The organism is Peribacillus sp. FSL K6-5616 (assembly GCF_038008245.1).
Taxonomy (GTDB): domain Bacteria; phylum Bacillota; class Bacilli; order Bacillales; family DSM-1321; genus Peribacillus; species Peribacillus frigoritolerans.
On sequence record NZ_JBBOYT010000001.1, the window covers coordinates 1,797,000 to 1,821,586 of the forward strand.

General features: G+C 40.8%; 28 protein-coding genes and 1 pseudogene. 24 read left to right on the top strand and 5 right to left on the bottom strand.

What is annotated here, in order from left to right; translation table 11 throughout:
- Nucleotides 1-14 precede the first annotated feature (14 nt).
- The 8 genes from MHB45_RS08565 to MHB45_RS08600 are packed head-to-tail and all read left to right on the top strand — an operon-like array spanning nt 15 to nt 6,633.
- Nucleotides 15-593 (top strand): ECF transporter S component, encoded by a 579-nt coding sequence (locus MHB45_RS08565; protein WP_034312445.1) that lies wholly within the window; start codon nt 15-17, stop codon nt 591-593.
- Nucleotides 594-611: 18 nt separating this feature from the next.
- On the top strand, nt 612-2,075 hold the full coding sequence (locus MHB45_RS08570) for an ABC transporter ATP-binding protein (RefSeq protein ID WP_072272903.1): 1,464 nt from the start codon (nt 612-614) through the stop codon (nt 2,073-2,075).
- Nucleotides 2,076-2,852 (top strand): energy-coupling factor transporter transmembrane component T family protein, encoded by a 777-nt coding sequence (locus MHB45_RS08575; protein WP_072272904.1) that lies wholly within the window; start codon nt 2,076-2,078, stop codon nt 2,850-2,852.
- 40 nt (nt 2,853-2,892) lie between these two features.
- Nucleotides 2,893-3,504, top strand: coding sequence for a thiazole tautomerase TenI (gene tenI / locus MHB45_RS08580; RefSeq protein ID WP_048678637.1), 612 nt, complete (start codon nt 2,893-2,895; stop codon nt 3,502-3,504).
- Between the two features lies 1 nt (nt 3,505).
- Nucleotides 3,506-4,630, top strand: a complete 1,125-nt coding sequence (thiO, locus tag MHB45_RS08585; RefSeq protein ID WP_048678635.1) for a glycine oxidase ThiO — start codon at nt 3,506-3,508, stop codon at nt 4,628-4,630.
- A 14-nt stretch (nt 4,631-4,644) separates the two neighbouring features.
- Nucleotides 4,645-4,848: a sulfur carrier protein ThiS gene (thiS, locus tag MHB45_RS08590; RefSeq protein ID WP_034312438.1), complete on the top strand. Its 204-nt coding sequence runs from the start codon at nt 4,645-4,647 to the stop codon at nt 4,846-4,848.
- A gap of 1 nt (nt 4,849) precedes the next feature.
- On the top strand, nt 4,850-5,617 hold the full coding sequence (locus MHB45_RS08595) for a thiazole synthase (protein WP_048678633.1): 768 nt from the start codon (nt 4,850-4,852) through the stop codon (nt 5,615-5,617).
- The gene (locus MHB45_RS08600; RefSeq protein ID WP_202186686.1) at nt 5,614-6,633 is read left to right on the top strand and encodes a thiazole biosynthesis adenylyltransferase ThiF; all 1,020 of its coding nucleotides are present in this window, start codon (nt 5,614-5,616) and stop codon (nt 6,631-6,633) included. Before MHB45_RS08595 ends, MHB45_RS08600 begins: the two co-directional genes overlap by 4 nt.
- A 183-nt stretch (nt 6,634-6,816) precedes the next feature.
- Here the strand turns inward: MHB45_RS08600 and MHB45_RS08605 are convergent, their stop codons facing one another.
- Nucleotides 6,817-6,960: a small acid-soluble spore protein P gene (locus tag MHB45_RS08605; protein WP_063576391.1), complete on the bottom strand. Its 144-nt coding sequence runs from the start codon at nt 6,958-6,960 to the stop codon at nt 6,817-6,819.
- A 116-nt stretch (nt 6,961-7,076) separates the two neighbouring features.
- Between MHB45_RS08605 and MHB45_RS08610 the strand changes: the two genes are divergently transcribed.
- The gene (locus MHB45_RS08610; RefSeq protein ID WP_048678629.1) at nt 7,077-7,340 is read left to right on the top strand and encodes a hypothetical protein; all 264 of its coding nucleotides are present in this window, start codon (nt 7,077-7,079) and stop codon (nt 7,338-7,340) included.
- A 162-nt stretch (nt 7,341-7,502) separates the two neighbouring features.
- Here MHB45_RS08610 and sspO read toward each other — a convergent pair whose 3' ends face one another.
- Nucleotides 7,503-7,655: a small acid-soluble spore protein O gene (sspO, locus tag MHB45_RS08615; RefSeq protein WP_034312428.1), complete on the bottom strand. Its 153-nt coding sequence runs from the start codon at nt 7,653-7,655 to the stop codon at nt 7,503-7,505.
- A gap of 385 nt (nt 7,656-8,040) precedes the next feature.
- On the opposite strand from sspO, the gene acnA reads away from it, so the two are divergent.
- The 7 genes from acnA (at nt 8,041) to MHB45_RS08650 (ending at nt 13,476) form a co-directional block, all read left to right on the top strand.
- Nucleotides 8,041-10,752 (top strand): aconitate hydratase AcnA, encoded by a 2,712-nt coding sequence (acnA, locus tag MHB45_RS08620; protein ID WP_048678624.1) that lies wholly within the window; start codon nt 8,041-8,043, stop codon nt 10,750-10,752.
- Nucleotides 10,753-10,956: 204 nt separating this feature from the next.
- Nucleotides 10,957-11,490: a redoxin domain-containing protein gene (locus tag MHB45_RS08625; RefSeq protein WP_048678622.1), complete on the top strand. Its 534-nt coding sequence runs from the start codon at nt 10,957-10,959 to the stop codon at nt 11,488-11,490.
- A 369-nt stretch (nt 11,491-11,859) separates the two neighbouring features.
- Nucleotides 11,860-11,988: an FbpB family small basic protein gene (locus tag MHB45_RS08630; protein ID WP_072272906.1), complete on the top strand. Its 129-nt coding sequence runs from the start codon at nt 11,860-11,862 to the stop codon at nt 11,986-11,988.
- A gap of 130 nt (nt 11,989-12,118) precedes the next feature.
- Nucleotides 12,119-12,262, top strand: a complete 144-nt coding sequence (locus MHB45_RS08635; RefSeq protein WP_048678620.1) for an acid-soluble spore protein N — start codon at nt 12,119-12,121, stop codon at nt 12,260-12,262.
- A gap of 67 nt (nt 12,263-12,329) precedes the next feature.
- Nucleotides 12,330-12,575, top strand: coding sequence for a small acid-soluble spore protein Tlp (tlp, locus tag MHB45_RS08640; protein ID WP_048678618.1), 246 nt, complete (start codon nt 12,330-12,332; stop codon nt 12,573-12,575).
- Between the two features lie 151 nt (nt 12,576-12,726).
- Entirely contained in the window at nt 12,727-13,158 is a 432-nt protein-coding gene (locus tag MHB45_RS08645; RefSeq protein WP_048678617.1) for an acyl-CoA thioesterase, read from the top strand.
- A 24-nt stretch (nt 13,159-13,182) separates the two neighbouring features.
- Complete coding sequence (locus MHB45_RS08650; RefSeq protein ID WP_048678616.1) at nt 13,183-13,476, top strand: hypothetical protein; 294 nt, start codon at nt 13,183-13,185, stop codon at nt 13,474-13,476.
- A 37-nt stretch (nt 13,477-13,513) separates the two neighbouring features.
- On the opposite strand, the gene MHB45_RS08655 is transcribed toward MHB45_RS08650, so the two are convergent.
- Nucleotides 13,514-13,810: a HesB/YadR/YfhF family protein gene (locus tag MHB45_RS08655; protein WP_034312410.1), complete on the bottom strand. Its 297-nt coding sequence runs from the start codon at nt 13,808-13,810 to the stop codon at nt 13,514-13,516.
- 90 nt (nt 13,811-13,900) lie between these two features.
- Between MHB45_RS08655 and MHB45_RS08660 the strand changes: the two genes are divergently transcribed.
- The gene (locus MHB45_RS08660; RefSeq protein ID WP_202186938.1) at nt 13,901-14,386 is read left to right on the top strand and encodes an NUDIX hydrolase; all 486 of its coding nucleotides are present in this window, start codon (nt 13,901-13,903) and stop codon (nt 14,384-14,386) included.
- Nucleotides 14,387-14,626: 240 nt separating this feature from the next.
- Here the strand turns inward: MHB45_RS08660 and MHB45_RS08665 are convergent, their stop codons facing one another.
- Nucleotides 14,627-14,776: a YycC family protein gene (locus MHB45_RS08665; protein ID WP_065310839.1), complete on the bottom strand. Its 150-nt coding sequence runs from the start codon at nt 14,774-14,776 to the stop codon at nt 14,627-14,629.
- A gap of 325 nt (nt 14,777-15,101) precedes the next feature.
- Here MHB45_RS08665 and MHB45_RS08670 point away from each other — a divergent pair.
- Together MHB45_RS08670 and MHB45_RS08675 are read left to right on the top strand one after the other, a co-directional pair.
- Nucleotides 15,102-15,754 (top strand): annotated as a pseudogene (locus tag MHB45_RS08670) (protoglobin domain-containing protein).
- 31 nt (nt 15,755-15,785) lie between these two features.
- A complete protein-coding gene (locus MHB45_RS08675) occupies nt 15,786-16,325 on the top strand; it encodes a methyl-accepting chemotaxis protein (protein ID WP_202186939.1) in 540 nt (179 codons plus the stop codon).
- 54 nt (nt 16,326-16,379) lie between these two features.
- Here MHB45_RS08675 and plsY read toward each other — a convergent pair whose 3' ends face one another.
- Nucleotides 16,380-16,967: a glycerol-3-phosphate 1-O-acyltransferase PlsY gene (plsY, locus tag MHB45_RS08680; RefSeq protein WP_048678604.1), complete on the bottom strand. Its 588-nt coding sequence runs from the start codon at nt 16,965-16,967 to the stop codon at nt 16,380-16,382.
- A gap of 490 nt (nt 16,968-17,457) precedes the next feature.
- On the opposite strand from plsY, the gene MHB45_RS08685 reads away from it, so the two are divergent.
- The 5 genes from MHB45_RS08685 (at nt 17,458) to MHB45_RS08705 (ending at nt 24,579) form a co-directional block, all read left to right on the top strand.
- Complete coding sequence (locus MHB45_RS08685; protein ID WP_048678602.1) at nt 17,458-17,868, top strand: CoA-binding protein; 411 nt, start codon at nt 17,458-17,460, stop codon at nt 17,866-17,868.
- 387 nt (nt 17,869-18,255) lie between these two features.
- Nucleotides 18,256-20,241, top strand: a complete 1,986-nt coding sequence (gene parE / locus MHB45_RS08690; protein ID WP_048678600.1) for a DNA topoisomerase IV subunit B — start codon at nt 18,256-18,258, stop codon at nt 20,239-20,241.
- Complete coding sequence (gene parC / locus MHB45_RS08695; protein ID WP_048678599.1) at nt 20,231-22,675, top strand: DNA topoisomerase IV subunit A; 2,445 nt, start codon at nt 20,231-20,233, stop codon at nt 22,673-22,675. The genes parE and parC overlap by 11 nt, the downstream gene beginning before the upstream one ends.
- 313 nt (nt 22,676-22,988) lie before the next feature.
- Nucleotides 22,989-23,930, top strand: coding sequence for an AMP-binding protein (locus tag MHB45_RS08700; RefSeq protein WP_340907667.1), 942 nt, complete (start codon nt 22,989-22,991; stop codon nt 23,928-23,930).
- On the top strand, nt 23,902-24,579 hold the full coding sequence (locus MHB45_RS08705) for an AMP-binding enzyme (RefSeq protein ID WP_340907669.1): 678 nt from the start codon (nt 23,902-23,904) through the stop codon (nt 24,577-24,579). The genes MHB45_RS08700 and MHB45_RS08705 overlap by 29 nt, the downstream gene beginning before the upstream one ends.
- The last annotated feature ends 8 nt before the right edge of the window (nt 24,580-24,587 follow it).

The following is a 24,587-nucleotide window of genomic DNA, read 5'->3' on the forward strand; positions in this document are numbered from 1 at the left end:
AGGAGAATGAAACAATGAAAAAAGGATTGAAATTAACGGATATATTAGTCACGATCGTGATTGCGGTAGCATTTGGAATCGTTTATATCCTTTGGGGTTCGATTTATTATTCCGTTAAACCATTAGGATTACATCTGGATCAACTTATTTATGGAATGTGGTTTATAGCTGGCCCTGTCGCCTTTTTCATTTTACGGAAGCCGGGTGTGGCACTTTTGGCGGAGATAGCTGCAGCTTCAGGGGAATTCTTTCTAGGTTCCCCATGGGGGCTGACTGTACTGTTATATGGGGTGGTCCAAGGTTTGTTCGCGGAACTGGTGTTCATGGGGTTCAAATATAAAAAATTCAATATGCCGGTGGCCGTTTTAGCTGCGATGGCTTCCTGCCTGGCATCAGTTATCATGGATTTTGCATACGGGGAAATAGGTGCGCTTTCTACTTGGAATCTATCGTTATTCATGATAGCGAGGTTTGTGGGTTCCATATTCTTTGCAGGTGTGACCGCTTATTATCTAGTTAAAGTCCTGGAAGCAACAGGGGTAACTAATCTTGTGCGTCCGGTTTCCAATAAAGATTATGCAGAACTTGATTAAAAGAAGAGGTTGAGGGCCATGGAACCAATCGTTTCTGTTGAAAAGTTAAGAATGAAATTTCCCGGTGATGAATCTTTGATATTCAAGGACCTATCACTATCATTTGATCAGGGAGAAAAAGTGTTATTGTTGGGACCATCTGGATGTGGTAAGTCCACTCTGTTGCAAGTGTTAAGCGGATTGATTCCGAATTCCATCGAAGTCCCGATGAAAGCGGAGAAATTGAAATGCCCTTCTTCATGGGGGTATGTTTTTCAAGACCCTGATAGCCAGTTTTGCATGCCATTTGCCGATGAGGAAATTGCCTTTGTCCTAGAGAATCTTTCCGTCCCTAAAGAAGAAATGAAAGAGAAGATTCAAAATCATTTCCGTAAAGTAGGATTGAACCTGGACCATACAAGTATTGACACATTATCAGGCGGGATGAAACAGCGTCTGGCAATCGCTTCAGTATTGGCCCTTGAACCAGAAGTTATATTTTTAGATGAACCGACCGCCATGCTTGATCCAGAAGGAACGAAAGAAATCTGGGACTTGTTGAAGGAAGTCGGAAAAGACAAAACGGTTATTATCGTCGAACATAAAATTGACCATGTTTTAGAATTCATCGAACGAATCGTGCTTTTAAACGATGACGGTCAAATCATAGCTGATGGTCCAAGAGACACAATTCTTTCCCTATATAAAAATGAAATGAGAGAACATGGAATTTGGTTCCCTGGTGTTTGGGATGAATATATACAGAGTAATGCACCCACTAGGGAATACCATTTTACAGATGGTTTACCCCTTCTGGATGTGCAAGGATTTAGCGGTTTTCGGAATAAAGAGGAAAAAATACACGTTGAAGAGCTGAAGGTCCATTCAGGAGAATGGATTGTGATCAGGGGAGAAAATGGCGCGGGCAAGAGTACACTTTTGCATGCATTGATGCAATTCATAAAAACGAAAGGTACGTATGAATTAGTGGGGAACCCCATTAAAGTGGTGAAAAAACCAACGGATCATATGACGTTTGTCTTTCAAAATCCTGAGTTTCAGTTCGTTGCAAATACTGTATATGAAGAGATTGCTTATTCATTGCGTATTGATAGAAGGCCGCAACAAGAAATAGATGAGAGAGTCCGCTCATTGCTTAAAGTTTTCCGTCTTGAGGCACATCGGGATAAACATCCATTTCAATTATCAATGGGGCAAAAGCGTCGATTAAGCGTAGCAGCCTCAATCGTAATAGACAAAAAAATCATTCTCCTGGATGAGCCGACCTTTGGTCAAGATTCGAAAAATACCTTTGCATTACTGGAATGGTTTGAGGAATATCGAAGACGTGGAATAACAGTGATCATGGTAACTCATGACGATCATATTTCAAAAAACTTTGCAACCAGGATCTGGACGGTTAAGGACGGAAACGTAATAAGTGATGAAAACATCGCGCAAGCCGGATTTGTTGAGACCAAAGTTAAAAGGAGTGTCATGTAGATGAATGTTTCAAACGCAGAAACATGGCTCTATGGAATTAATCCAAGCCTTAAACTTGGTGTGCTGATTGTGTTATGCATCGTGGCGTTATTCATTCACGACCTGAATTATATGATGAATATCACCATTGGCGTATTACTTTTATTTTTGTTTTTTACCGGGCATTCGATAAAACGCATCCTGCTTTTGTCGATTCCCTTTTGTTTCATTTTTATATCCACCTCTTCTGCCATGATATTATTCGGGCAAGGTGAAAAGCTTTGGTTTGAGTGGGGACTCATATCGATTACGGAAGAAAGTTTCATGAGGGGATTACTCGTAGGCTTTCGAGCTTTGTTTTTTGCGGTCCTTGGTTTAACTTTTTCCTTAACGACGAGACCAGTGAACTTGTTTTATTCGTTAATGCAGCAAGTTAGGCTTAAACCGAAATATGCCTATAGTTTCATGGCGGCATTAAGGCTGATTCCCATCATGATGGAGGAGTTCCAAACGATACGGAACGCGATGAAGGTACGCGGTTTCGAAAGGGGAAAAGGAATAAAATCGGTATATTTTAAAATGAAAGCCTACTCCATCCCGTTGTTATCCGGAAGCATCAGACGTGCACACCGAATCGCGGTTGCGATGGAGGCAAAGCGATTTACAGACAGTCGGGATCGAACATACTATTATGAATTCGGGTTTTCAATAAAGGACCATGGTTTCATTCTGTATTTTATCATCCTGCTGTTGGCCGGCTTTTATCTATCGATTCAATTCCCGTTAGTATCCATTTGATTTTATGAGATTGTAACTTTACTAGTTGGGGGTTCTTAGTATGAATGCACATGAATTGCATATTATTTCCACTGGGAAACAGCCAATTGAAAAGTTTGTGGAAATCGCTTCAAACATTCAGGAACATGTCGATTTCTTTTATCTAAGGGAAAAGCATAGGAGTGCAACGGAACTCTATCAAGCAGTGAGGCTATTACATGATAATAAGATTCCGCTTTCTAAGATCATCATTAATGACCGGGTGGATGTAGCCTGGGTACACAAAGTATTTGGTGTGCAATTGGCTTTTCATAGTTTAGATGCAGAAGTCGTAAAAGGAGCTTTTCCAGGGATGAATGTTGGCTGTTCGATCCATTCCATGGAAGAAGCGAAAGCTGCATTCAGCAAAGGGGCCAATTACGCGATTTATGGACATGTTTTTGAAACGGATTCAAAAATGGGCCTTCCTCCCAAGGGAGTTGAGGAGCTTCATGCAATCACAAGAAATGTCAATCTTCCGATAATTGCGATAGGAGGAATAACACCTTTTAATTGCCAAGTCGTGCTGGATGCGGGGGCACGCGGAATTGCGGTCATGTCAGGTGTGCTTGAAGCTGAAAATCCGATTGAAGCTGTTAAAGAATATGCGAAGTCTTTGGGAAAGGAGACATAAGATGAATTCCATATATGATGCAATCATTGTAGGGGGAGGAGTAATAGGTGGGTCCATTGCATTTCAATTAGCCAAGCGAGGTAAAAAGGTCCTTTTATTGGAAAAAGACAGACTTGCCAGTAAAGCATCCAGTGCTGCAGCCGGGATGTTAGGGGCACAAGCCGAGTTAGATGCTGATAATCCCCTTTTTACATTGGCAAGCCGAAGCAGGGGGATGTTTCCAGCACTGGCGGAAGAATTAAAAGATATAAGTGGAATAGACATCGAATTAGTGAACAAGGGCATGTTTAAGGTGGCGTTATCGAGTGATCAAGTAGCCGAGTTGAAGAACATGATCAGAGTCCAGCAAGGTGCGGGGCTTGAGGCTGAATGGCTATCGACCGCTGAAATAAGGAAAACGGAACCGCTTTTATCGGATGAGATTAAAGGAGCCATGTTCATTCCGAATGATGGACAAGTTTCAGCCACGAGGCTGTCGCTCGCTTTTACTGAATCTGCAGCTGCACTTGGTGTGGATATAAAGGAATTTGTTCATGTCTCCGATTTGGTTACGGAAAACGGATGTGTAACGGGAGTTGTCACGGACATAGGTGGATTTTCAAGTGAAAATGTCATCGTGGCAGGTGGCGCTTGGAGTGCTTTCCTCCTAGAAAAATCAGGGATCAGGCTCGACAGTTATCCAGTAAAGGGAGAGTGCTTTTCCGTCCTGACCGATCGTCCATTGCTTGAAAAGACAATCTTCTCACATGGCTGCTATCTTGTGCCCAAAGTTGGCGGAAGAATCATTGTCGGGGCAACGGTTAAAGCGTACACTTTCGATCAAAAGGTAAGTCTTAACGGGATTTCTACGTTAATTGAAAGAGCAACGCAATTGCTTCCGGCGATTAAAGGAACCGAATTGGAAAAGACATGGGCAGGTATACGCCCCCAAACTGGGGACGGCTTGCCGTACTTTGGTGAACATCCGGCATGCAAAGGACTTTTCATTGCAACGGGGCACTATAGGAATGGCATCTTGCTTTCTCCAATTACAGGTGTACTTATAGCGGATATTTTGGAAAGGAAGGCAAATCCCGAATGGTCCCCTTTTCGATTGGACCGTTCGATACAGCCCCTTTTTTCTTGATGGAGGTGGATGAATTGGAATTGATTATTAACGGGGAAAAAATACGGATTCCTGCTGAAGAATCAACAGTTACAGGGCTTTTACAACACTTTAATCTACATCAAAAAGTAGTGATCGTTGAATTGAATGATGAAATATTAGCAAAAGAAAGTCTAAGTGAAACACTTTTGTCAAATGGAGACAAGGTAGAGATTGTACATTTTGTAGGAGGCGGATGATATGTTAAAGATTGGTTCTTATGAATTTTCCTCAAGATTATTATTAGGTACTGGAAAATATCCAAATTTCGATATTCAAAAACAATCAGTGGAGGTTTCGGAGACGGAAATATTAACATTCGCGGTCCGGAGAATGAACATTTTTGAAGCCAGTCAGCCCAATTTTTTGGAAAAGCTTGATTTGAAGAAATACACACTCCTTCCCAATACGGCAGGAGCTAAAACAGCCAAAGAAGCAGTGCGCATAGCCCAGCTTGCAAAAGCATCTGGCTTATGTGACATGATTAAGGTTGAAGTCATTGGCTGTCAAAAAACACTGCTGCCTGACCCGATTGAAACATTGAAAGCTGCTGAAGAATTAGTGAAGCTGGGATTCACCGTATTACCTTATACTTCGGATGATGTCTTGCTCGCTAAACGCCTGGAAGAAGTAGGGTGCCATGCAATCATGCCCGGAGCTTCACCAATTGGCTCTGGTCAAGGCATTATAAACCCACTGAACTTACGGTTCATCATGGAACAATCAGAGGTGCCGGTAATTGTTGATGCAGGGATCGGAACACCCTCTGATGCAGCAATCGCCATGGAATTAGGGGCGGATGGCGTATTACTTAACACTGCTGTTTCCGGAGCAAAAGACCCAGTCAAAATGGCGAGGGCAATGAAACTTGCCATTGAGGCAGGGCGATTGGGGTATGAAGCAGGAAGAATCGAAAAGAATGATTATGCGATTGCAAGCAGCCCGGTTGAAGGATTGAGCATTGGATGAATGAGCGTTATTCACGTCAGGAACTTTTTTGTCCTATTGGGGAAGAAGGGCAAATGAAAATTCGCAAAAAACACGTTTTGGTGATTGGAGCGGGTGCTCTCGGTACGGGAACTGCGGAAGGCCTTGTACGAGCCGGAATTGGGAAACTCACCATTGTTGACAGGGATTATGTAGAGTGGAGCAACCTTCAAAGACAACAGCTTTATTGTGAAGATGATGCACAAAAAAGAATACCGAAAGCAGTGGCAGCGAAGAATCGCCTGAATGCGCTAAATTCAGATGTAATCGTAAAATCACTTGTGGCGGATGTTTCGGTAGATGAATTGGCAAAGCTTGTTGAAGGCGTGGATTTGATATTGGATGCCACTGATAATTTCGATACAAGGATGCTTATTAACGATACTGCACAAAAATATAAAATCCCCTGGATTTACGGTGCCTGTGTAGGGAGTTATGGGATAAGTTACACGGTAATCCCAGAGACGACACCATGTTTGAATTGTTTGCTGGAAACGGTGCCGATTGGAGGACTGACTTGTGATACGGCGGGAATCATCAGCCCTGCCGTTCTAACGGTCGTTGCCCATCAATTAGCGGAAGCTTTAAAAATCCTTGTCGAAGATCATGAATCGCTGAGAAACAAAATCGTTTCATTTGATCTTTGGAAAAATGAACATTCATCCATAAATGTAGCGAAATTAAAAAAGGATACTTGTTTGTCATGTGGGTCAAATCGAACGTATCCCCACCTCTCTTATTCAAATCGAACAAAGACCGCCGTTTTATGCGGAAGGGATTCTGTCCAAATCCGGCCGGCAGTGAAGGTTGAAAGAGACTTAGCGGAACTCGAAAATAATCTTATCGCACAAGGAGGTAAGATCGACAGGAATCCTTATTTACTTTCATTTACCATTGGAACCCATCGGTTGGTCGTTTTTAAAGACGGGCGGGCGTTGATTCATGGAACAAAAGATATTGCAGAAGCAAAAACGTTATATCATCGTTATTTTGGCTGAAATGGCACCGACTTGCAATTCACGTTTATACCCGTGAAAGAGTGCCAAAAAAAGATGCCCTTATAATAGGAAGGTATCGAACATTTTCCCAATGTGACTTATTTGCTCAGAAATATAAAACGAAAGCGGTGTCTGCCTTTTTGGGGCGGCACCGCTTTGTTATGGAACGATTATATAAGCAGCTTACATATCATGACTGCTATTATGCTTCTGACGGGAGTGCTGCCTGTTTTTCACCTTATGAGAACCGCTTAACGGTGCTGGTTGACCTGGGTTATTTCCTTTAGGAGCATTTTTTCGCATATCTTTACCATCGTTTTTGTTCATGTTCGATCCCTCCTATCACTTAAGATAATCAGTCCGTGAAATTTTATTCACATACATATATTTGCAAACCTCGTACATGCTATTGATGGACACTATATTTAAGGAGCTGATTCCAAATGCAGGATAAACAAGATAAGCGAAGGACTTTCCAGGAAGCCCAGCAAAGTTATCAACAAGTATTTGATGTTTACTCATCCATTGAGAAAAGCGCACCGAATTACGGAACGGAATTGAAACATGTGAAGCAGGAAGTGAACGAGGCCTATCAACAAATACAATCTGCTTTAGTCACCGCTTCCGAACATCAGAAAGAACAATTGAAAAAATTCGAACAGGATATCCAGGCGATCGTCAATGAGGTCAATTCTGAGGACTATTGAGTGACAGGTTCTTTCGTCATGAGTCCATGCGCATTAGTCGTGAGTTTTGCGCGTTTTACTTGTGCGTTTCCTGATTTTAGAAAGGAATAGGCTTTTTGAAAAATGCAGGACATCTGCCATTTCAAAAAGCCTATCCTATTTAAAGCCTAGAAATGAGGGGAATCATTGGTTTTTCTTTCTTTTTTTATTGTTCTGCCTTTGCATTTCCGATAATGGCGGTTCATTTCCCAGTTCATCATTGTATCCAGCCCCATTACCTTGCGCTTTTGCTGCATTCATACCTGGTATAACATGATTTGCTTTTTGTTTTGTCATTTCGACACCTCCACCCATAGAATGCGATAATGTCGAATGATTATGTATGAAGTATCAATATGTTTTGCTGGAATAATTTATCAGGCCGAAAATAGAGGTATTTTCAAGAAAATGCATATTAGCAAGGCTTCTTAAATGCACTTTAATATGTGGGGGATTTTTTTCTATAAGAGAAACTTATCAAAAACAATAACTTTCTTGTTATTTACTTATACTCATTTCTATATTAGTATTAAGTTGAAGGAAGAGTTAGGGTGGGAGAAGAGAGAGAAAATTCGACAAACTAACTTTTTTACTTATATTTATAGTAAACATGGTTTCAGTGAACCAGGTTTTACTTTCATGTGCAGAATACGTTCTGACAGTTTAATAGGGGGTAATATTCATGACGAAAAATGACGTATACCAAGCGCGTAAGTCCTTTGAAATTGATGGGCAACGCTACAACTACTACAGCCTAGACGCTATTGAAAAAGCAGGGGATGGCCAAGTATCACGCCTTCCATATTCCATTAAAGTATTACTTGAAGCGGTACTTCGCCAAGTAGACGGAAGAGTAATCACAAAAGAACACGTTGCGAACCTTGCTAAATGGGGAACAAGCGAGCAACAAGATATAGATGTTCCGTTCAAGCCTTCACGTGTAATCCTACAAGATTTCACTGGTGTTCCAGTTGTTGTTGATTTAGCTTCTTTACGTAATGCTTTCGCAGCACTTGGTGGAGATCCTGACAAAATCAACCCGGAAATCCCGGTTGACCTTGTAATTGACCACTCTGTACAAGTTGATAAAGCGGGTACAATGGATTCCCTAGATGCCAATATGGATCTTGAATTCGAACGTAATGCAGAGCGTTACCAGTTCCTAAGCTGGGCTCAAAAATCTTTCAACAACTATCGTGCAGTTCCACCGGCTACTGGTATCGTTCACCAAGTTAACCTAGAGTACCTTGCGAACGTGGTTCATGCTGTTGAAACTCCAAACGGTGACTTCGAAGTATTCCCTGATTCTGTTTTCGGTACAGATTCACATACTACAATGATCAACGGTATTGGTGTTCTTGGTTGGGGTGTCGGCGGTATCGAAGCAGAAGCAGGCATGCTTGGACAGCCTTCTTACTTCCCAGTTCCAAAAGTCGTTGGTGTTAAACTGACTGGCCAACTTCCTAAAGGTACAACAGCTACTGACCTTGCATTGAAAGTAACACAAGTTCTTCGTGCACACGGCGTAGTTGGTAAATTCGTTGAGTTCTACGGCCCAGGAGTAGGATACCTTCCACTTGCTGACCGTGCAACAATCGCTAACATGGCTCCTGAATACGGTGCTACAGTTGGTTTCTTCCCTGTTGATGCAGAAGCGATCGATTACATGCGCTTAACTGGCCGTGATGAAAAACAAATTAAAGTGGTTGAATCATACTGCAAAGAAAATGGTTTGTTCTACTCTCCTGAAAACGAAGATCCAGCATACAATGATGTTGTGGAAATCGACCTTTCAGCAATTGAACCAAACCTTTCAGGCCCTAAACGCCCGCAAGATTTGATTCCACTTTCTCAAATGAAAAAATCTTTCCATGACGCAATCAATGCACCTATGGGCAACCAAGGTTTTGGTATGGACAATTCTGAATTGGATAAAGAAGTAACTGTTAAATTTGCCGATGGCAAAGAAACGGTAATGAAAACAGGTGCGATTGCAATTGCTGCAATCACAAGCTGTACGAACACTTCTAACCCGTACGTAATGCTTGGAGCAGGTCTTATTGCTAAAAAAGCAGTTGAAAAAGGCTTGACTGTTCCGGATTATGTAAAAACATCATTGGCACCAGGTTCTAAAGTTGTTACTGGTTACCTTCGTGATGCAGGTCTTCAACCATACCTTGATCAATTAGGATTCAACGTAGTTGGTTACGGCTGTACAACATGTATCGGTAACTCAGGTCCATTGGCTGACGAAATCGAAGCAGCTGTTGCTGAGGCAGATCTTCTGGTAACTTCAGTACTTTCTGGTAACCGTAACTTTGAAGGCCGTATTCATCCACTAGTTAAAGCGAACTATCTTGCTTCTCCAACTTTGGTTGTTGCATATGCACTTGCTGGTACTGTGGACTTCGATCTTAACAATGATTCACTTGGTAAAGATAAAGATGGTAACGATGTATATCTTGCTGATATCTGGCCATCACAAGAAGAAGTTAACGCTGCTGTTAAAGCAACAGTTACACCGGAATTATTCCGTAAAGAATACGAAACAGTATTCAACGATAACAAACGTTGGAATGAAATCCAAACAAGCAACGAAGCGATTTATGCTTTCGATTCTAAATCAACATACATTCAAAATCCTCCATTCTTTGAAGGATTATCACCAGAACCGGGTTCAGTTAACCCACTTTCCGGCTTGCGTGTAGTTGGTAAATTCGGTGACTCAGTTACAACTGACCACATTTCTCCTGCAGGTGCAATCGGTAAAGATACACCAGCTGGTATCTATCTTCGTGAAAACGGTGTGAAACCGCGTGACTTTAACTCTTACGGTTCTCGTCGTGGTAACCATGAAGCGATGATGCGCGGAACATTCGCAAACATCCGTATCCGTAACCAAGTTGCTCCAGGTACAGAAGGTGGATACACAACTTACTGGCCAACAGGCGATGTAATGGCTATCTATGATGCTTGTATGAAATACAAAGCTGATGGAACAGGTCTTGCAGTAATCGCTGGTAAAGACTATGGTATGGGAAGCTCTCGTGACTGGGCTGCGAAAGGTACTAACCTTCTTGGCATCAAAACAGTCATCGCTGAAAGCTTTGAACGTATTCACCGTTCTAACCTTGCATTAATGGGTGTTCTTCCACTTCAATTCAAAGAAGGCGAAAACGCTGAAACGCTTGGATTGACTGGTAAAGAAGCGATCGCAGTTAAAATCGACGAAACGGTTAAACCGCGTGATATCGTAAAAGTTACAGCTACTGATGAAGCTGGAAACGTAAAAGAATTTGATGTGCTTGTTCGTTTCGATTCCGAAATCGAAATCGATTACTACCGTCACGGTGGTATCCTTCAAATGGTATTACGTAATAAATTAAAAGGCTGATTTCAGCTTTTGGGAAGCGGTAAACCTATAATAGGTTTACCGCTTTTTTTGTGTCAAGTTTATGAAACAATGAGATATCATGATATGATTTATAGGAATTGCACTTTTCCGCATACCCTTTTATTGTTAAGATGGAATAGGGAAGTTGTTCTAATTCTGGAAATGGACTAATATTTTTATTGTAATGGGACTAGGAGGACGAGTATGCTTAAAAAAATTATTGCTTCGGTGGCCTTACTATCACTTATTACTGTAGCGATCGTGCAGGCGATGGATAATGAATCGAAGGGAAATGACGAAAAAGATGCTTTGGGCGGATTGAAAATTGGAGCTAAAGCACCCAATTTCTCTTTGAAAACTTTGGATGGTAAACAAGTTGAATTATCGGATTATGAGGGCAAAAAGGTAATGCTGAATTTTTGGGCAACGTGGTGCCCGCCTTGCAAGAAGGAAATGCCGGATATGGAGAAATACACACAACAAGCGGGTGATGACGTCGTCGTACTTGCAGTCAATATTGACCCTGAAAATGATGTACAAGCATTTGTGAAGGATAATGGAATTACTTTTACCATACCGCTGGACAGTCAAAGTGCAAAAAATCCAGTGAATGAGCGCTACAAAATTCTTAGCATACCGACAACTTATTTCATCGACAAAAAAGGCATTATCAGGAATAAGGTAATTTCAGCCATGACATTAAAAGATATGGAACGAAATATAAATAGTATGCAGTAGGGTAATCTCATGAAGTTTGAAGTGATTTTTTGCGACACACTTCTGCCGAAAACCCGGCATGTTACTAGGCGACAGACGATTTCTGAAAAAAAGGAACGTTTTTTATTACAAGACGGAACCTTATGGGGTTCCGTCTTTATTGGTGTTAACAAAGTTGTCAAATTTTAATGGAAAAATCAAAAAATTTAAAAAAATATGGTTAAAGTTTATGAAAAAAGGGTTAAAGTATAGAGAGCGGCGATTATGGTGTTTTTATCAGGTTAAAAATCTGATAATTATGACAATTTAAGGTATGGAAACCATATAGTCATAATTTTACGTTAATTTGGCAATGCTGAATAGTATATTAAAAATAAGTAGGTGAAAAGCATGAAAAAAAGAAAAAGGACATTTGAAGAATTAATTAAAGAAAACAAAAGGGAATTATTGATGGACGTTAAACAAATGGAAAGACTCGAAGAACGTCTTGAAAAAAAACATATGCAAAAGGCTGAATAGTCTTTGTTTAAAAAGAGTCAGGGCCATGAAGATCCCTTCAAGGTGCTGGCTCTTTTTTCATAACTATTTCAAAAAATGGCATTCATGAATTTCCTCTTTTATATCCATGATAAGAGAAGGAGGCGATAGAATGGGTAATCCAAAAAAAGATTCCAAACACTTTAGACCGAGCCATCAAGGAACACAGCCAATAGCAGCGGGTGGGAACAATGGTAAGAAAATGCAGGACAAATCCGGCAAACATGCTCAGGTCATTCAAACTAAAGGCGAGTAATCAAGGGACAAGCTAATAAAGTAATCGTAATAATATTTTGTAAATAATAAAACATGAGGTGAAAATAATGGGCACAAATAAGCACAATCCGGATAATCGTTTGGATAATGTTGAAAAAATTCAAGATGCAATAGAAAATACGGAAGAGAACATAACCGCTGCAAATGAAACGTTATCATTCTCTTCAGGGGAAGAAAAACAGGCAATTCAGGCTAAAAATGAACGAAGAAGAAAGAGCATTGATGGAATGAAGGAAGAAATGCAAGATGAGCAGGAAGCACGGGAAAGCGGTTATAGTAACGATAATATTTAAACAAAAAGGGGAGAAAGAGATGAGAAATCTTTCTCCCCTTTCATTTTAGGTTCAACGCAGGGAAACAGTCTATAAAGACAGCTTAAATGAAATTTGCACAATTGTTATGGTAAAATGTTTATTGCAAGAGAAATGAAAGTGGGGAAACAAAATGTTCATAGCTGAAAACGAAATTGAAGTGCGGTATGCAGAGACAGATCAAATGGGTGTCGTTTACCATGCGAATTATTTAATATGGATGGAACTAGGCAGGACAAAATTGATAAATGATTTAGGGTTTTATTATGCTGATATGGAAGCGGATGGCATCCTCTCACCTGTTATGGATATTCAGGCTTCGTATAAAACCCCTGTTAGATATGGTGATAAGGTAAAAATTAAAACCTGGATTGAAAAATATGACGGTTTACGCGTCGTTTATGGGTATGAGATCGTAAATGGAAAAAATGAAGTAGCGGCTACAGGTCTTTCTTCCCACGTATGCGTTAAAAAGGAGAGCTTCCGCCCGATATCCATTAAACGCATGTATCCTGAATGGCATGAGGCCTATGAGAAAAATAAAAAGCAGGATGAATTGGTTTAATTACATTTATTGAGGTGATCAAAAATGGCTTTTGGGATCAAACGGGTAGACGTCGTAGCCTGGAAGCAGAAAATCGATCAAGGCCAAATAGCTTTTTTAACCCATTATTGGCTGGACGACCGATTTCCCGGTTGTAAGACGGTTACAAAAGTCGGATGCAATGATTTACGGCGTTTATCGGAGTGGGGTAAGCAATACGGGCTTAAAAAAGAGTGGATTCATCACAGGAAGGATGGTTATTCTCATTTTGATCTTTTAGGGGATAAACAAGCAGAAATTCTTAGGGCGGAAAATATTGAAGAGCGCCTGCTCGATTGAACAAGAAAAAACAGCAGTTTACACCGCTGCTTTATTGTCAAGCACTCTTTTCATATTGAAATTCTGGTTCAGTCAGTTTTTCATTAAAAGTAATAAGTAAATCGTGACCATCAAAGTACCATAAATCTTTTTCTTCTACATAAAAATTAATCTCGTTCATAGTCGTTGCGGCCGCTGCATTTTCCGGTTCTTCTTGCATGATACCTAATGAAAAGCCGCTTTGGACGGTACTATGCCCGCCATATCTTACATAAAAACGCAAATGAGAGCCTTCTTGAAGCCCTAGCTCATCAATATACCACTTAGCTGCTTGATCGGAAATGGTCAGTTTCATACTCATTCTCCTTCCTAGAGGTTGGTTATTTAAGTATAAAGTAATTATGCGGTAGATGCTAATAATGTGCGTTTAAGAAAGGAAACAACCATGAATATTATATACAATATTTGTTTCATAACTCGAAAAAGATCCAACGAAGTCGAAGTGTTGATGCTATTTCGCCAAAAGGATCCCAATCGGCATAAATGGAATGGCATAGGCGGGAAAATAGAAAAAGGTGAAACCATCGATGAATCGATGGAACGCGAAATTCTTGAAGAAACTGGTTTGAAAGTAAAGGGGATGAGCTTTCGAGGGATCGTGACATGGAATGAAACAGGTGGAATGTATGTTTACAGAGCTGAAGATGCAGTGGGAGGGCTATCTGCCTGTGATGAAGGGGAACTTGCCTGGAAGCCATTTCAATGGGTTATGGAGGCAAGTGATGTAGTGTCCAACATAAAGTATTACCTGAAAGATATATTACAGGATGAACCACCACAAGAATTTGCATGCACCTATGAAAATGAACATTTAATATCAGTCAAAAAGAAGCCTCTGCCTGATATGGCAAAAGAATTGACTTACAATTGAAAACCGCCTTTTTGATTCCTGAGCCATCTAACAAAGTGGCAGGGGAATATTCGGACTATTGATATATTTATGAGTTATACAAGACTCTGAAATTATATATTGTGAGGATAAAACGAAATGCCATCTAATTAATTTCCTCATAAAGACGGGGCCGGTAAAAGGGTATACGGAATGGTATTGCCCGTAAGATCGTTTCGTACACATATGAGCACACACAATAATAGCTGCAGATTCCTGCAGCTATTTTGTATTGCCTTTTTCTTTTGCTTCAGCCTCGGCAAGCTTTCTCAGCAAGACTGGTGTGGGCATATGCATGATTTGCTCTAAAGGCAAGTTAAGTGACTTGGATAACTTTAATGCAGTTTCCGGTGATATTTGCAGTGGCTTCATGGCACTTTCTCCTATCGATATGTAATAACTAGTTCCAGTGTAGCCTCTGTTCAACAATTATTCAATCCTTACTTGACTCTTTCTCCAATAAACGAATTCCAAACCATTCTTTCGATTTGAAGTAATGTAGAAATGGTTTAGGTTCTTTTACCTTGACAAAAGAATCGTGCAGAGTCCAGAATGGAATATAAATAGTCTAAATAGTTCATTTTTTCAAGGGTGGTCTGACTTCCTTTCAATTAAACGGGTATAAAGATTCACGTTTCTTTGTTTGGATATAATGGATTAGCTTTTTCGTGATTTACAAAATCAGGGGGAGTGGGATATGGGGATTTTCATAAAAGTGAAGCCAATAAAAGCAAACTGGTTTCAAAAAGCAAATGAAACAGATGGCATATTGGATGTAAGCAGTGAACAGGTGAAACTTCAGGTTAATATCATCGATTTAACGGAATACGATTTAAAGCTGATCCATGCTTTTAGAGAGGCAATCGAACCTCAGGTCGAGGAAGTTGTGGATGCCTTTTATCAATCGATTCTGCAGGTTCGGCGCACAGCACAGTGGGAAGATTGAGAAAAACGTTAATTACTCATATGTTATCTTTATTCAATGGTGTGATTGACGATGATTTTGTTAAATTGCGGACAAAGGTGGCGAAGACTCATTATCGTATTGGCTTACAGCCCCGGTGGTATTCATCCGGTTTTCAAAATGCACAGAATCACTTGCAAAGAATTGTCTTTGAACAAACCAAGAATGAAGATGAGCAGCGGGCATTAGTCCTTGAGGCATATGAAGTGGAACATTTAAAGGCTAGGGAAAATCAATATAAAGAAATAAAAGAGGAAGTAAAAAGGAAAATCTCGTTGGTTAGTGAAGAAGTCTTGTATTTAAGTGAAGAAACGGATGCTTCCGTTAAGCAATTGATAGAAAACGGGCAATTTGTCAAAATGCAGATCGCAACGCGCGCTGAATAATCCCTTGGTTCAAAAACAATGGCAGAAGCGTATGCAGATCTTAACGGAAAAGAAACAAAACCTTGTTAATTTCATGAAAAATGTTGATGAAAAGATCGTTTTATTAAACCAATCTTTCTTAAGCATCACCGAGTTTGTTAAGCTTGTACAGGGAATGGCCGACCAGACAAATTTACTATCTTTGAACTCAGCCATCGAGGCAGCACGGGCAGGTGAACATGGTAATGGATTTGCGGTTGTTTCGAAAGAGGTCAGGAAACTTGCTGAACAGACTAAAAAGTCGATAGCTGAAATAGATGCAATCGTGCAATCATCAAATGTATATATGAAAGATGTTGTTGATTCTGTCCTAAGGGTCAAAGAAGTGGTTCAAGCAGGTGAGAAGGAATCTGGATTAACGGAAAATTCCTTCAATGAAATAATCGGAGTCATCAAAGGGAATATAACGGATTCTGCAGAAATGGAAATGACAATTCAGGGTTTAGTGTCAATCATCCAGGAAATCGGTAACGCTACTGAAAAGGTTTCGAGGCATGCCGGTATCCTGAATAACACGGCAAATGAATTGTAGAAAGTAAAATAGGCCCATGTACGGGCCTATCTTCACATGGTAATGCACATGTTCTTATAACCATTTTACTTTAGGTTCAGTTTTATCGATAATCCGCTTGATGTTTGCACGATGCCGGTAAAAAATGAAGATCGTTATTATACCGATTACAATAATGAGCGGCAAATCACCAGTATGAAACACTAAACTGTAGATGAGAGCAAGTAGACAAGCAATCATGGAAGAAAGCGAGACATATTTGGATATGTATAAGGATATGAAGAATATGAAAACGGCAAAAACGAAAAACAATGGTTCATATGCAAGAATGACACCAGCAGAAGTTGCAACAGCTTTACCGCCCCGAAAGTTTGCGAAAATGGGAAACATATGACCGATGACCGCAAATACTCCGGCTAGCAATGGATTCATTCCCAGGCCAAGCAGAACCGGCAGAAGAGTTGCTAGGGTACCCTTAAGAATATCCATGGTAGTAACGGTTAGTCCTGCCTTGAAACCAAGTGTCCTGAAGGTATTTGTCCCGCCTAGATTTTTACTGCCATGCTCCCGGATGTCGATTTTGTAAAATGTTTTACCGATTATTAAACCGGACGGAATCGAACCGATCAGGTAGGCAGCCAGTATAGTGATAAATGTAAGCATTCTATTACCCTTTCTTTAAGAAAAATCTTCTTTTTTTATCACGTTTAAGGAAGATTGTTCCCTTTTTCAAAAATAAACGTGTAGAAATTAGCTAAAAACAGCCTGAAATACCTGTTAAGCTTCTCTTATTGTAACATTTTCGTGACAAAATGGTACGGCTGTCCAAAAAAAATCCACTAAAAAAATGAATTTTCCTTGATGGACCTACATCTTTTGATATACGTTAAGTTCATGAACGGTAAAAGGTTTAGACTTCCTTATTTTCGTAAATATAAAATGAACGATGCCTCCTTGTATAAATTGTTACAATACGTGGTAGTCTGTATGAACATAAGAAAGTTAAGTGGGTAATGCCTTTTCGAAACTTATTCTATCTTGTATAATGATTTTTCTTAATAATGGTAATAAACAGCTTTTCTCTGTAAAATACCTTTGTTAGGAATACTCTTTAATCAAATATTACATTTTATTATAAAGGGGATTGAAAAGAATGATAGAAAATCCAAGCAGAGAAGAAATGGGAAAGATGTTGAAAAAATCGAAGCGCATCGCTGTCGTTGGTTTATCTGATAACCCTGAGCGCACTTCTTATATGGTATCGAAGGCCATGCAGGATAGCGGATATGAAATCATTCCTGTAAACCCTTCTGTATCCGAAGTGCTCGGTGTAAAGGCAGTTAAGGCACTGAAGGATATTGAAGGGCACGTCGATATCGTCAATGTTTTCCGCCGTTCAGAGTTCCTTCCGGAGATAGCCAAGGACTTTGCAGAAATCGATGCAGATATCTTTTGGGCGCAGCTAGGGGTGGAAAATGAAGAAGCCTATAATTTTTTGAAAGAAAAAGGACATACTGTCATCATGAATCGATGTATAAAAGTCGAACACGCCCTTACTAAGTAAAATGAAGAGCGGAACTTCCGCTCTTTTTTTAAGGTATCGCTTTATTTCTGGAGAAAAACTGAAAGGCAGCCATAGCGGGCATTGAGCGGTCGGGCAAAATTAAGCCATTAAAGCTTAATTTGATTAAAATAATAAAAGTATATTTGCCAAATGAAAATTTACCGCTACAATTAGAATGGTAGCTATGATACGTTTTGTTCCATACAAATGTGCTAACGCTAATAAAAAGGACAAAAAAATAGAACACTTGTTCTTTGTTCGTGAAAGTATTATACTTGTTATAATGATAATAACGTATGTATTAATGGATTTGTTAAGCTAGTGAGTCATTTCATTGCAGTATGATTTGGCCCGGAAATTGTGTTTAGTAAGGAAAGGGGAATTTCTGTGGCAAAGAAAGTAAAAACAATCGAGTACAATGATGATGCAATTCAGGTACTGGAAGGACTCGAAGCGGTCAGAAAACGTCCCGGTATGTATATCGGCAGTACTGATGCACGCGGACTTCATCATTTAGTGTACGAGATTGTAGATAACTCCGTAGATGAGGCTTTAGCTGGATATGGAGACCAAATTAGTGTGAAAATACATAAAGATAACAGTGTAAGTGTGTCCGATAAAGGGCGTGGAATGCCTATTGGCATGCATAAATTAGGTAAACCGACGCCTGAGGTCATATTAACGATTCTTCATGCTGGAGGTAAATTTGGACAAGGCGGATATAAAACGAGTGGAGGCCTTCATGGAGTCGGTGCTTCGGTCGTTAACGCGTTGTCTGAATGGCTTGTCGTGACAATCAAGAGGGACGGGTTCATTTACGAACAACGTTTTTTCAATGGCGGAAAGCCAGAAACCACTCTGGAGAAAATCGGCAAAACAAATCAAGCTGGGACCAAAATCCACTTCAAGCCCGATCCTAAAATATTTTCGGTGACGACTTTTAATTATGAGATCCTGTGTGAGCGTCTTCGCGAATCAGCTTTTCTTTTAAAAGGCATGAAGATAGAATTGACGGATGAGCGTAACGACCATAATGAAATTTTCCACTATGAAAATGGCATTGAAGCGTTTGTCGATTATTTAAATGAAGAGAAAGAAACACTCCATAGTGTAGTCAGCTTAGAAGGGGAACAAAATGGGATTGAAGTCGAACTTGCCTTTCAATTCAACGATGGTTATTCAGAAAATATTCTAAGCTTCGTGAATAACGTTCGTACAAAAGACGGAGGCACCCATGAGATTGGTGCAAAAACGGCCATGACACGGGCATTTAATGATTATGCCAGAAAAATGGGGCTATTAAAGGAAAAAGATAAAAACCTCGAAGGTACCGATATACGTGAAGGCTTGTCTTCAATCATTTCAGTGCGCATCCCTGAAGAACTTCTTCAATTCGAAGGACAAACCAAAAGCAAGCTTGGAACCAGCGAAGCCCGTTCTGCAGTCGATTCCATCGTATCAGAGCACCTAGCCTACTTTTTTGAAGAAGATCCGACCACGAGTACCCTATTGGTTAAAAAAGCGATTAAAGCGTTCCAGGCAAGGGAAGCGGCACGTAAAGCCCGTGAAGACGCAAGAAGCGGGAAGAAACGGAAAAAATCCGATGCCATCCTTTCCGGGAAATTAACACCAGCCCAATCGAAAAATCCCGAACGAAATGAATTGTATCTTGTAGAAGGTGACTCTGCTGGGGGATCCGCTAAACAAGGGCGGGATCGCCGTTTCCAAGCAGTTCTACCTTTGCGGGGTAAAGTTATCAATACGGAAAAGGCAAAACTGGCGGATATTTTTAAAAACGAGGAAATAAATACCATCATCCATGCCATCGGCGGAGGTGTCGGGGCGGAGTTCAATACGCCGGACACTAACTATGATAAAGTGATCATCATGACTGATGCCGATACGGATGGGGCCCATATCCAAGTGCTGCTGCTGACTTTCTTTTACCGATATATGAAGCCGTTAATAGAGTCAGGAAAGGTTTACATTGCCTTGCCCCCTTTATATAAAGTGAGCAAAGGGACAGGGAAGAAAGAAGTCATTGAATATGCTTGGAGCGATGAGGAGCTCCAGGGAGCGATAGACAAGGTAGGGAAAGGCTATATGATTCAGCGCTATAAAGGGCTGGGTGAGATGAATGCCGATCAATTATGGGATACCACCATGAACCCGGAAACAAGGACATTGATACGTGTGAAGATCGATGATGGAGCACGTGCAGAAAGACGTGTGACAACTTTGATGGGAGATAAGGTTGAACCGCGTCGTAAGTGGATTGAAGCCAATGTCGCTTTTGGTCTCGAAGAGGAATCGAATATTTTAGATAATGAAAATATGTCGATTGAAGAGGAGGTCATTAACGATGGTATTTGAAGAAACGTTTCGGGATTTGCCGCTTGAAGAGGTAATTGGTGACCGCTTCGGCCGTTATAGTAAATATATTATCCAAGATCGGGCACTTCCTGATGCAAGGGACGGCTTAAAACCGGTGCAGCGCAGGATATTGTATGCGATGCATGTCGAAGGAAACACTCAGGAAAAAGGATTCAGGAAATCCGCAAAAACGGTCGGTAATGTAATCGGTAACTATCACCCTCACGGAGATTCATCCGTTTATGAGGCAATGGTTCGGATGAGCCAAGACTGGAAGCTGCGGAAGGTCATGGTCCAAATGCACGGAAACAATGGTAGCATTGATGGTGATCCGCCTGCTGCGATGCGGTATACGGAAGCAAGGCTTTCATCGATTGCCTCCGAGATGCTGCGGGATATTGAAAAAAGGACGGTCGATTTTGTACCGAACTTTGATGATACTTCAGAAGAGCCCATTGTATTACCTGCAATGTTCCCTAACCTGCTTGTAAACGGCTCTACAGGAATTTCAGCCGGCTATGCCACTGAAATCCCCCCACATCAACTAGGTGAAGTCATTGATGCTGCCATTATGCGAATCGATAAGCCGGAAGCGACAGTCGCTGATTTAATGACTGTCATTAAAGGGCCGGATTTTCCTACTGGCGGTATCATTCAAGGAATTGAGGGCATTCGTAAGGCCTATGAAACAGGTAAAGGGAAAATAATCATTCGCGGGTTGGCGGAAGTGGAAACGATTCGGGGCGGCAAACAGCAAATCGTCATCACTGAAATCCCATATGAAGTCAATAAAGCAAACCTTGTTAAGAAAATGGATGAATTCCGTCTAGACCGGAAAGTGGAAGGTATCGCCGAAGTAAGGGATGAGACCGACCGTACAGGACTGCGCATTGTCATCGAACTGAAAAAAGAAGCAGATGCAAATGGAGTCCTGCATTATTTATACAAAAATTCCGATCTCCAAATTGCATACAATTTCAATATGGTTGCGATTTATAAAAAACGGCCAACATTGATGAGCCTGCCTAAAATGCTCGATGCTTATATCGAACACCGTAAAGAGGTAATCGTGAACCGTTCACGTTATGAGCTGCAAAAGGCACATGACAGGGCACATATCGTCGATGGATTAGTGAAAGCTTTATCCATATTAGATGAAGTCATCGCTGTCATCCGGGCATCTAAAGACAAACGGAACGCTAAAGATAACCTCATAGCTAAATTTGCTTTTACAGAAGCGCAAGCTGAAGCCATTGTCTCCTTGCAGTTATATAGGCTGACAAATACGGATATTACAGCACTTGAAGCAGAGGCAGCGGAATTGAAGGACAAAATTGAGGAATTGACAAAGATTCTTGGCAGTGAAAAAGTTCTTCTTCAAGTAATTAAAAAAGAACTTCGATTCATTAAAAAGGGCTTTGATGACGGACGGCGTTCCAAAATCGAAAAAGAGATTGAAGAAATCAAAATAAATCTTGAAGTCTTGATTGCGAGTGAAGACGTGATGGTTACCGTTACGAAAGAAGGCTATGTCAAACGGACATCGTTACGATCTTATGCAGCGTCAGGAGGTCTTGATTTTGGCATGAAGGATTCCGATCGCCTGCTCCAGAGGCTTGAGATGAATACAACAGATGTCCTGTTGCTGTTCACATCCAAAGGGAACTACCTCTATTGTCCAGTTCATCAGCTTCCTGATATTCGCTGGAAGGAAACCGGACAGCATATCGCGAACATCATTCCAATCGACAGGGAAGAACAAATCATAAAAGCGATTCCAATCAAAGATTTTACCATGCCGGAATTCTTAGTGTTCATCACGAAAAATGGTATGGTGAAAAAGACAGAATTAGCTTCCTATAAAGCCCAGCGTCATTCAAAACCGCTGGTTGGTGTCAATTTAAAAGGTGACGATGAACTGGTCGATGTCCATCATACCGATGGGCAGGCTGACCTTTTCCTAGTCACTCATAATGGCTATGGTTTATGGTTTGATGAAGAAGAAGTAAGTGTTGTCGGTGTCCGGGCAGCCGGAGTCAAAGGGATTAACTTGAAAGAAGATGACTATGTCATTGGCGGAAAAGTTTTGGCCAAGGATAGTAAAGAATCAATCTTTATCGTTACACAGCGCGGGGCCATAAAGAAAATGAAATTAACCGAGTTTGAAAAAACGAGCCGGGCAAAACGCGGTGTCGTGGTCTTGAGGGAATTGAAATCGAATCCTCATAGGGTCATTGGTTTCGATATCATTAACAAAACCGACAGTCTATTCATTCTTTCCGAAAAGGGAACCATTGAAACGATTCATGCCGCTTCATTAAAAAATCATGATCGATATACGAATGGATCATTTGTTTTTGATGAAACGGTTAGTGGAAAAGCGAAAGAATTATGGAAAATATCATTGGAAGATGACACCGCCATAGAGCAGTGAATCATTTTTTTGAACGGGATGCTGGCCTTGATCAGCATCCCGTTTTATTTTCCTGAAAATGCAGTTATATCCACAGGCCAGCACTACAGTTGAGTCTTTTTACGAAAGCAATGTCTTAATTCAAAAATGACTTATTGAGTCAAATTTAAATCCTAGTATTATGAACCTTATATTATTAAGAACGCAGCAAATAATTCAATTTTGAATTTTAGCATTAACTGACTCAACGTATCAAAACGATTTATTTTTGGCACACTCCTTGCATATTGTTAGTATGACTTCTTTATTTTTGAATGAAGAAAGGGGAGGACCAATGGATAGACCTTGGATAAAGCATATCCCGTCCGGAAATCCAATCGAGATTGATATTCCTGAAATTTCATTGACAGAACTATTTTTTCAATCAGTCGAACAGTATTCGGATAATACAGCAGTAACGTTCATGGAGGAAAGGTATACATATTCAGAGTTGGGGAAGTTAGTGAAAAGATGTGCCCGCTTGCTTGCTGATGAAGGGGTTGGAAAGGGAGATCGTGTGGCTCTCATGCTTCCTAATTGTCCCCAATATCCAATTGGTTTTTTTGGAACTCTTTTGAATGGAGCCATTGTTGTCCAAATCAACCCAATGTATAAGGCGAACGAATTAATGCATGTCCTGAAAGATTCAGGTGCAAGGCACATCATTGTACTCGACGATTTATTGCCCATAGTTGAAGCCGTCATGGCTGAAACCGATGTTGAAAAGGTGTTGATCGTGTCTCTGGAAAAGGGAAAATGTGAAATGACAAAAAAACTGCTATCTGTAACAGAGGCGGATTTCACTGTGGAGATTGAACCTGCTAGAGATGTCGCCGTCCTCCAATATACTGGAGGAACGACAGGGCGTTCTAAAGGCGCGATGCTAACCCATCGTAATATCGTAGCCAATACGCTGCAAAGTGCAGCCACTTCAAGAACCAATACTCAAAAGGGGAAGGAAAGGGTACTGGGCGTTTCCCCATTATTTCATGTTTACGGCATGACTTCAGGAATGAATCTGACGTTTTATAATGGCGGGGAATTAATTCTTGTATCCCGATTTCAGGTAACGGAGATCGTCGATATTATCAATAATCTTAAACCGACTATTTTTCCAGGGGTACCGACGATGTATATTGCTTTATTACAATATTACCAGTCCCATCCATTTGATTTGCATACTTTGAAATCTTTCGGGTTCGTCACCATTGCCATTGAATGTATTGTCAAGGTTTAACGAACTTAGTGGAACAAAGATTGCTGAGGGCTATGGACTGTCCGAGGCGTCACCAGTCACGCACCGGAATCCAGTCAGCGGCCTGCAAAAACCCGGAAGTATCGGGATTCCGATACAAAATACGGATGCAGCCATAATTGACAGCATTACAGGAGAGCCAGCCCTCTTGGTTGATACACCAGGTGAATTGGTCATTAAGGGTCCACAGGTAATGAAAGGTTATTGGGGCATGCCTGAAGAGACGCGGCAGACGATTCAAAACGGATGGCTGCATACCGGTGATATGGCCAAGATGGATGAAGATGGCTTCTTTTACATTGTGGGACGGAAGAAAGAGATGATCATCGCAGGCGGATTCAATATTTATCCAATTGAAATTGAAGATATACTATACAGCCACCCTAAGGTTCTGGAAGCTGCCGTCTTTGGCGTTCCCGATCAATATCGCGGTGAAACGGTACATGCAGCGGTAGTTCTAAAACCAAGTGAAAGAATAACTGAAAACGAATTGAAGGATTATTGCCGAAAGCAGCTCGCTGCCTTCAAGGTCCCAAAAGCAATCACATTTGAAAGTGAACTTCCGAAGACGGCGGTCGGTAAAATTTTAAAACGCAAGCTTCAAGAAAAACATATCGCTCATTCGAACTAGATATGAAA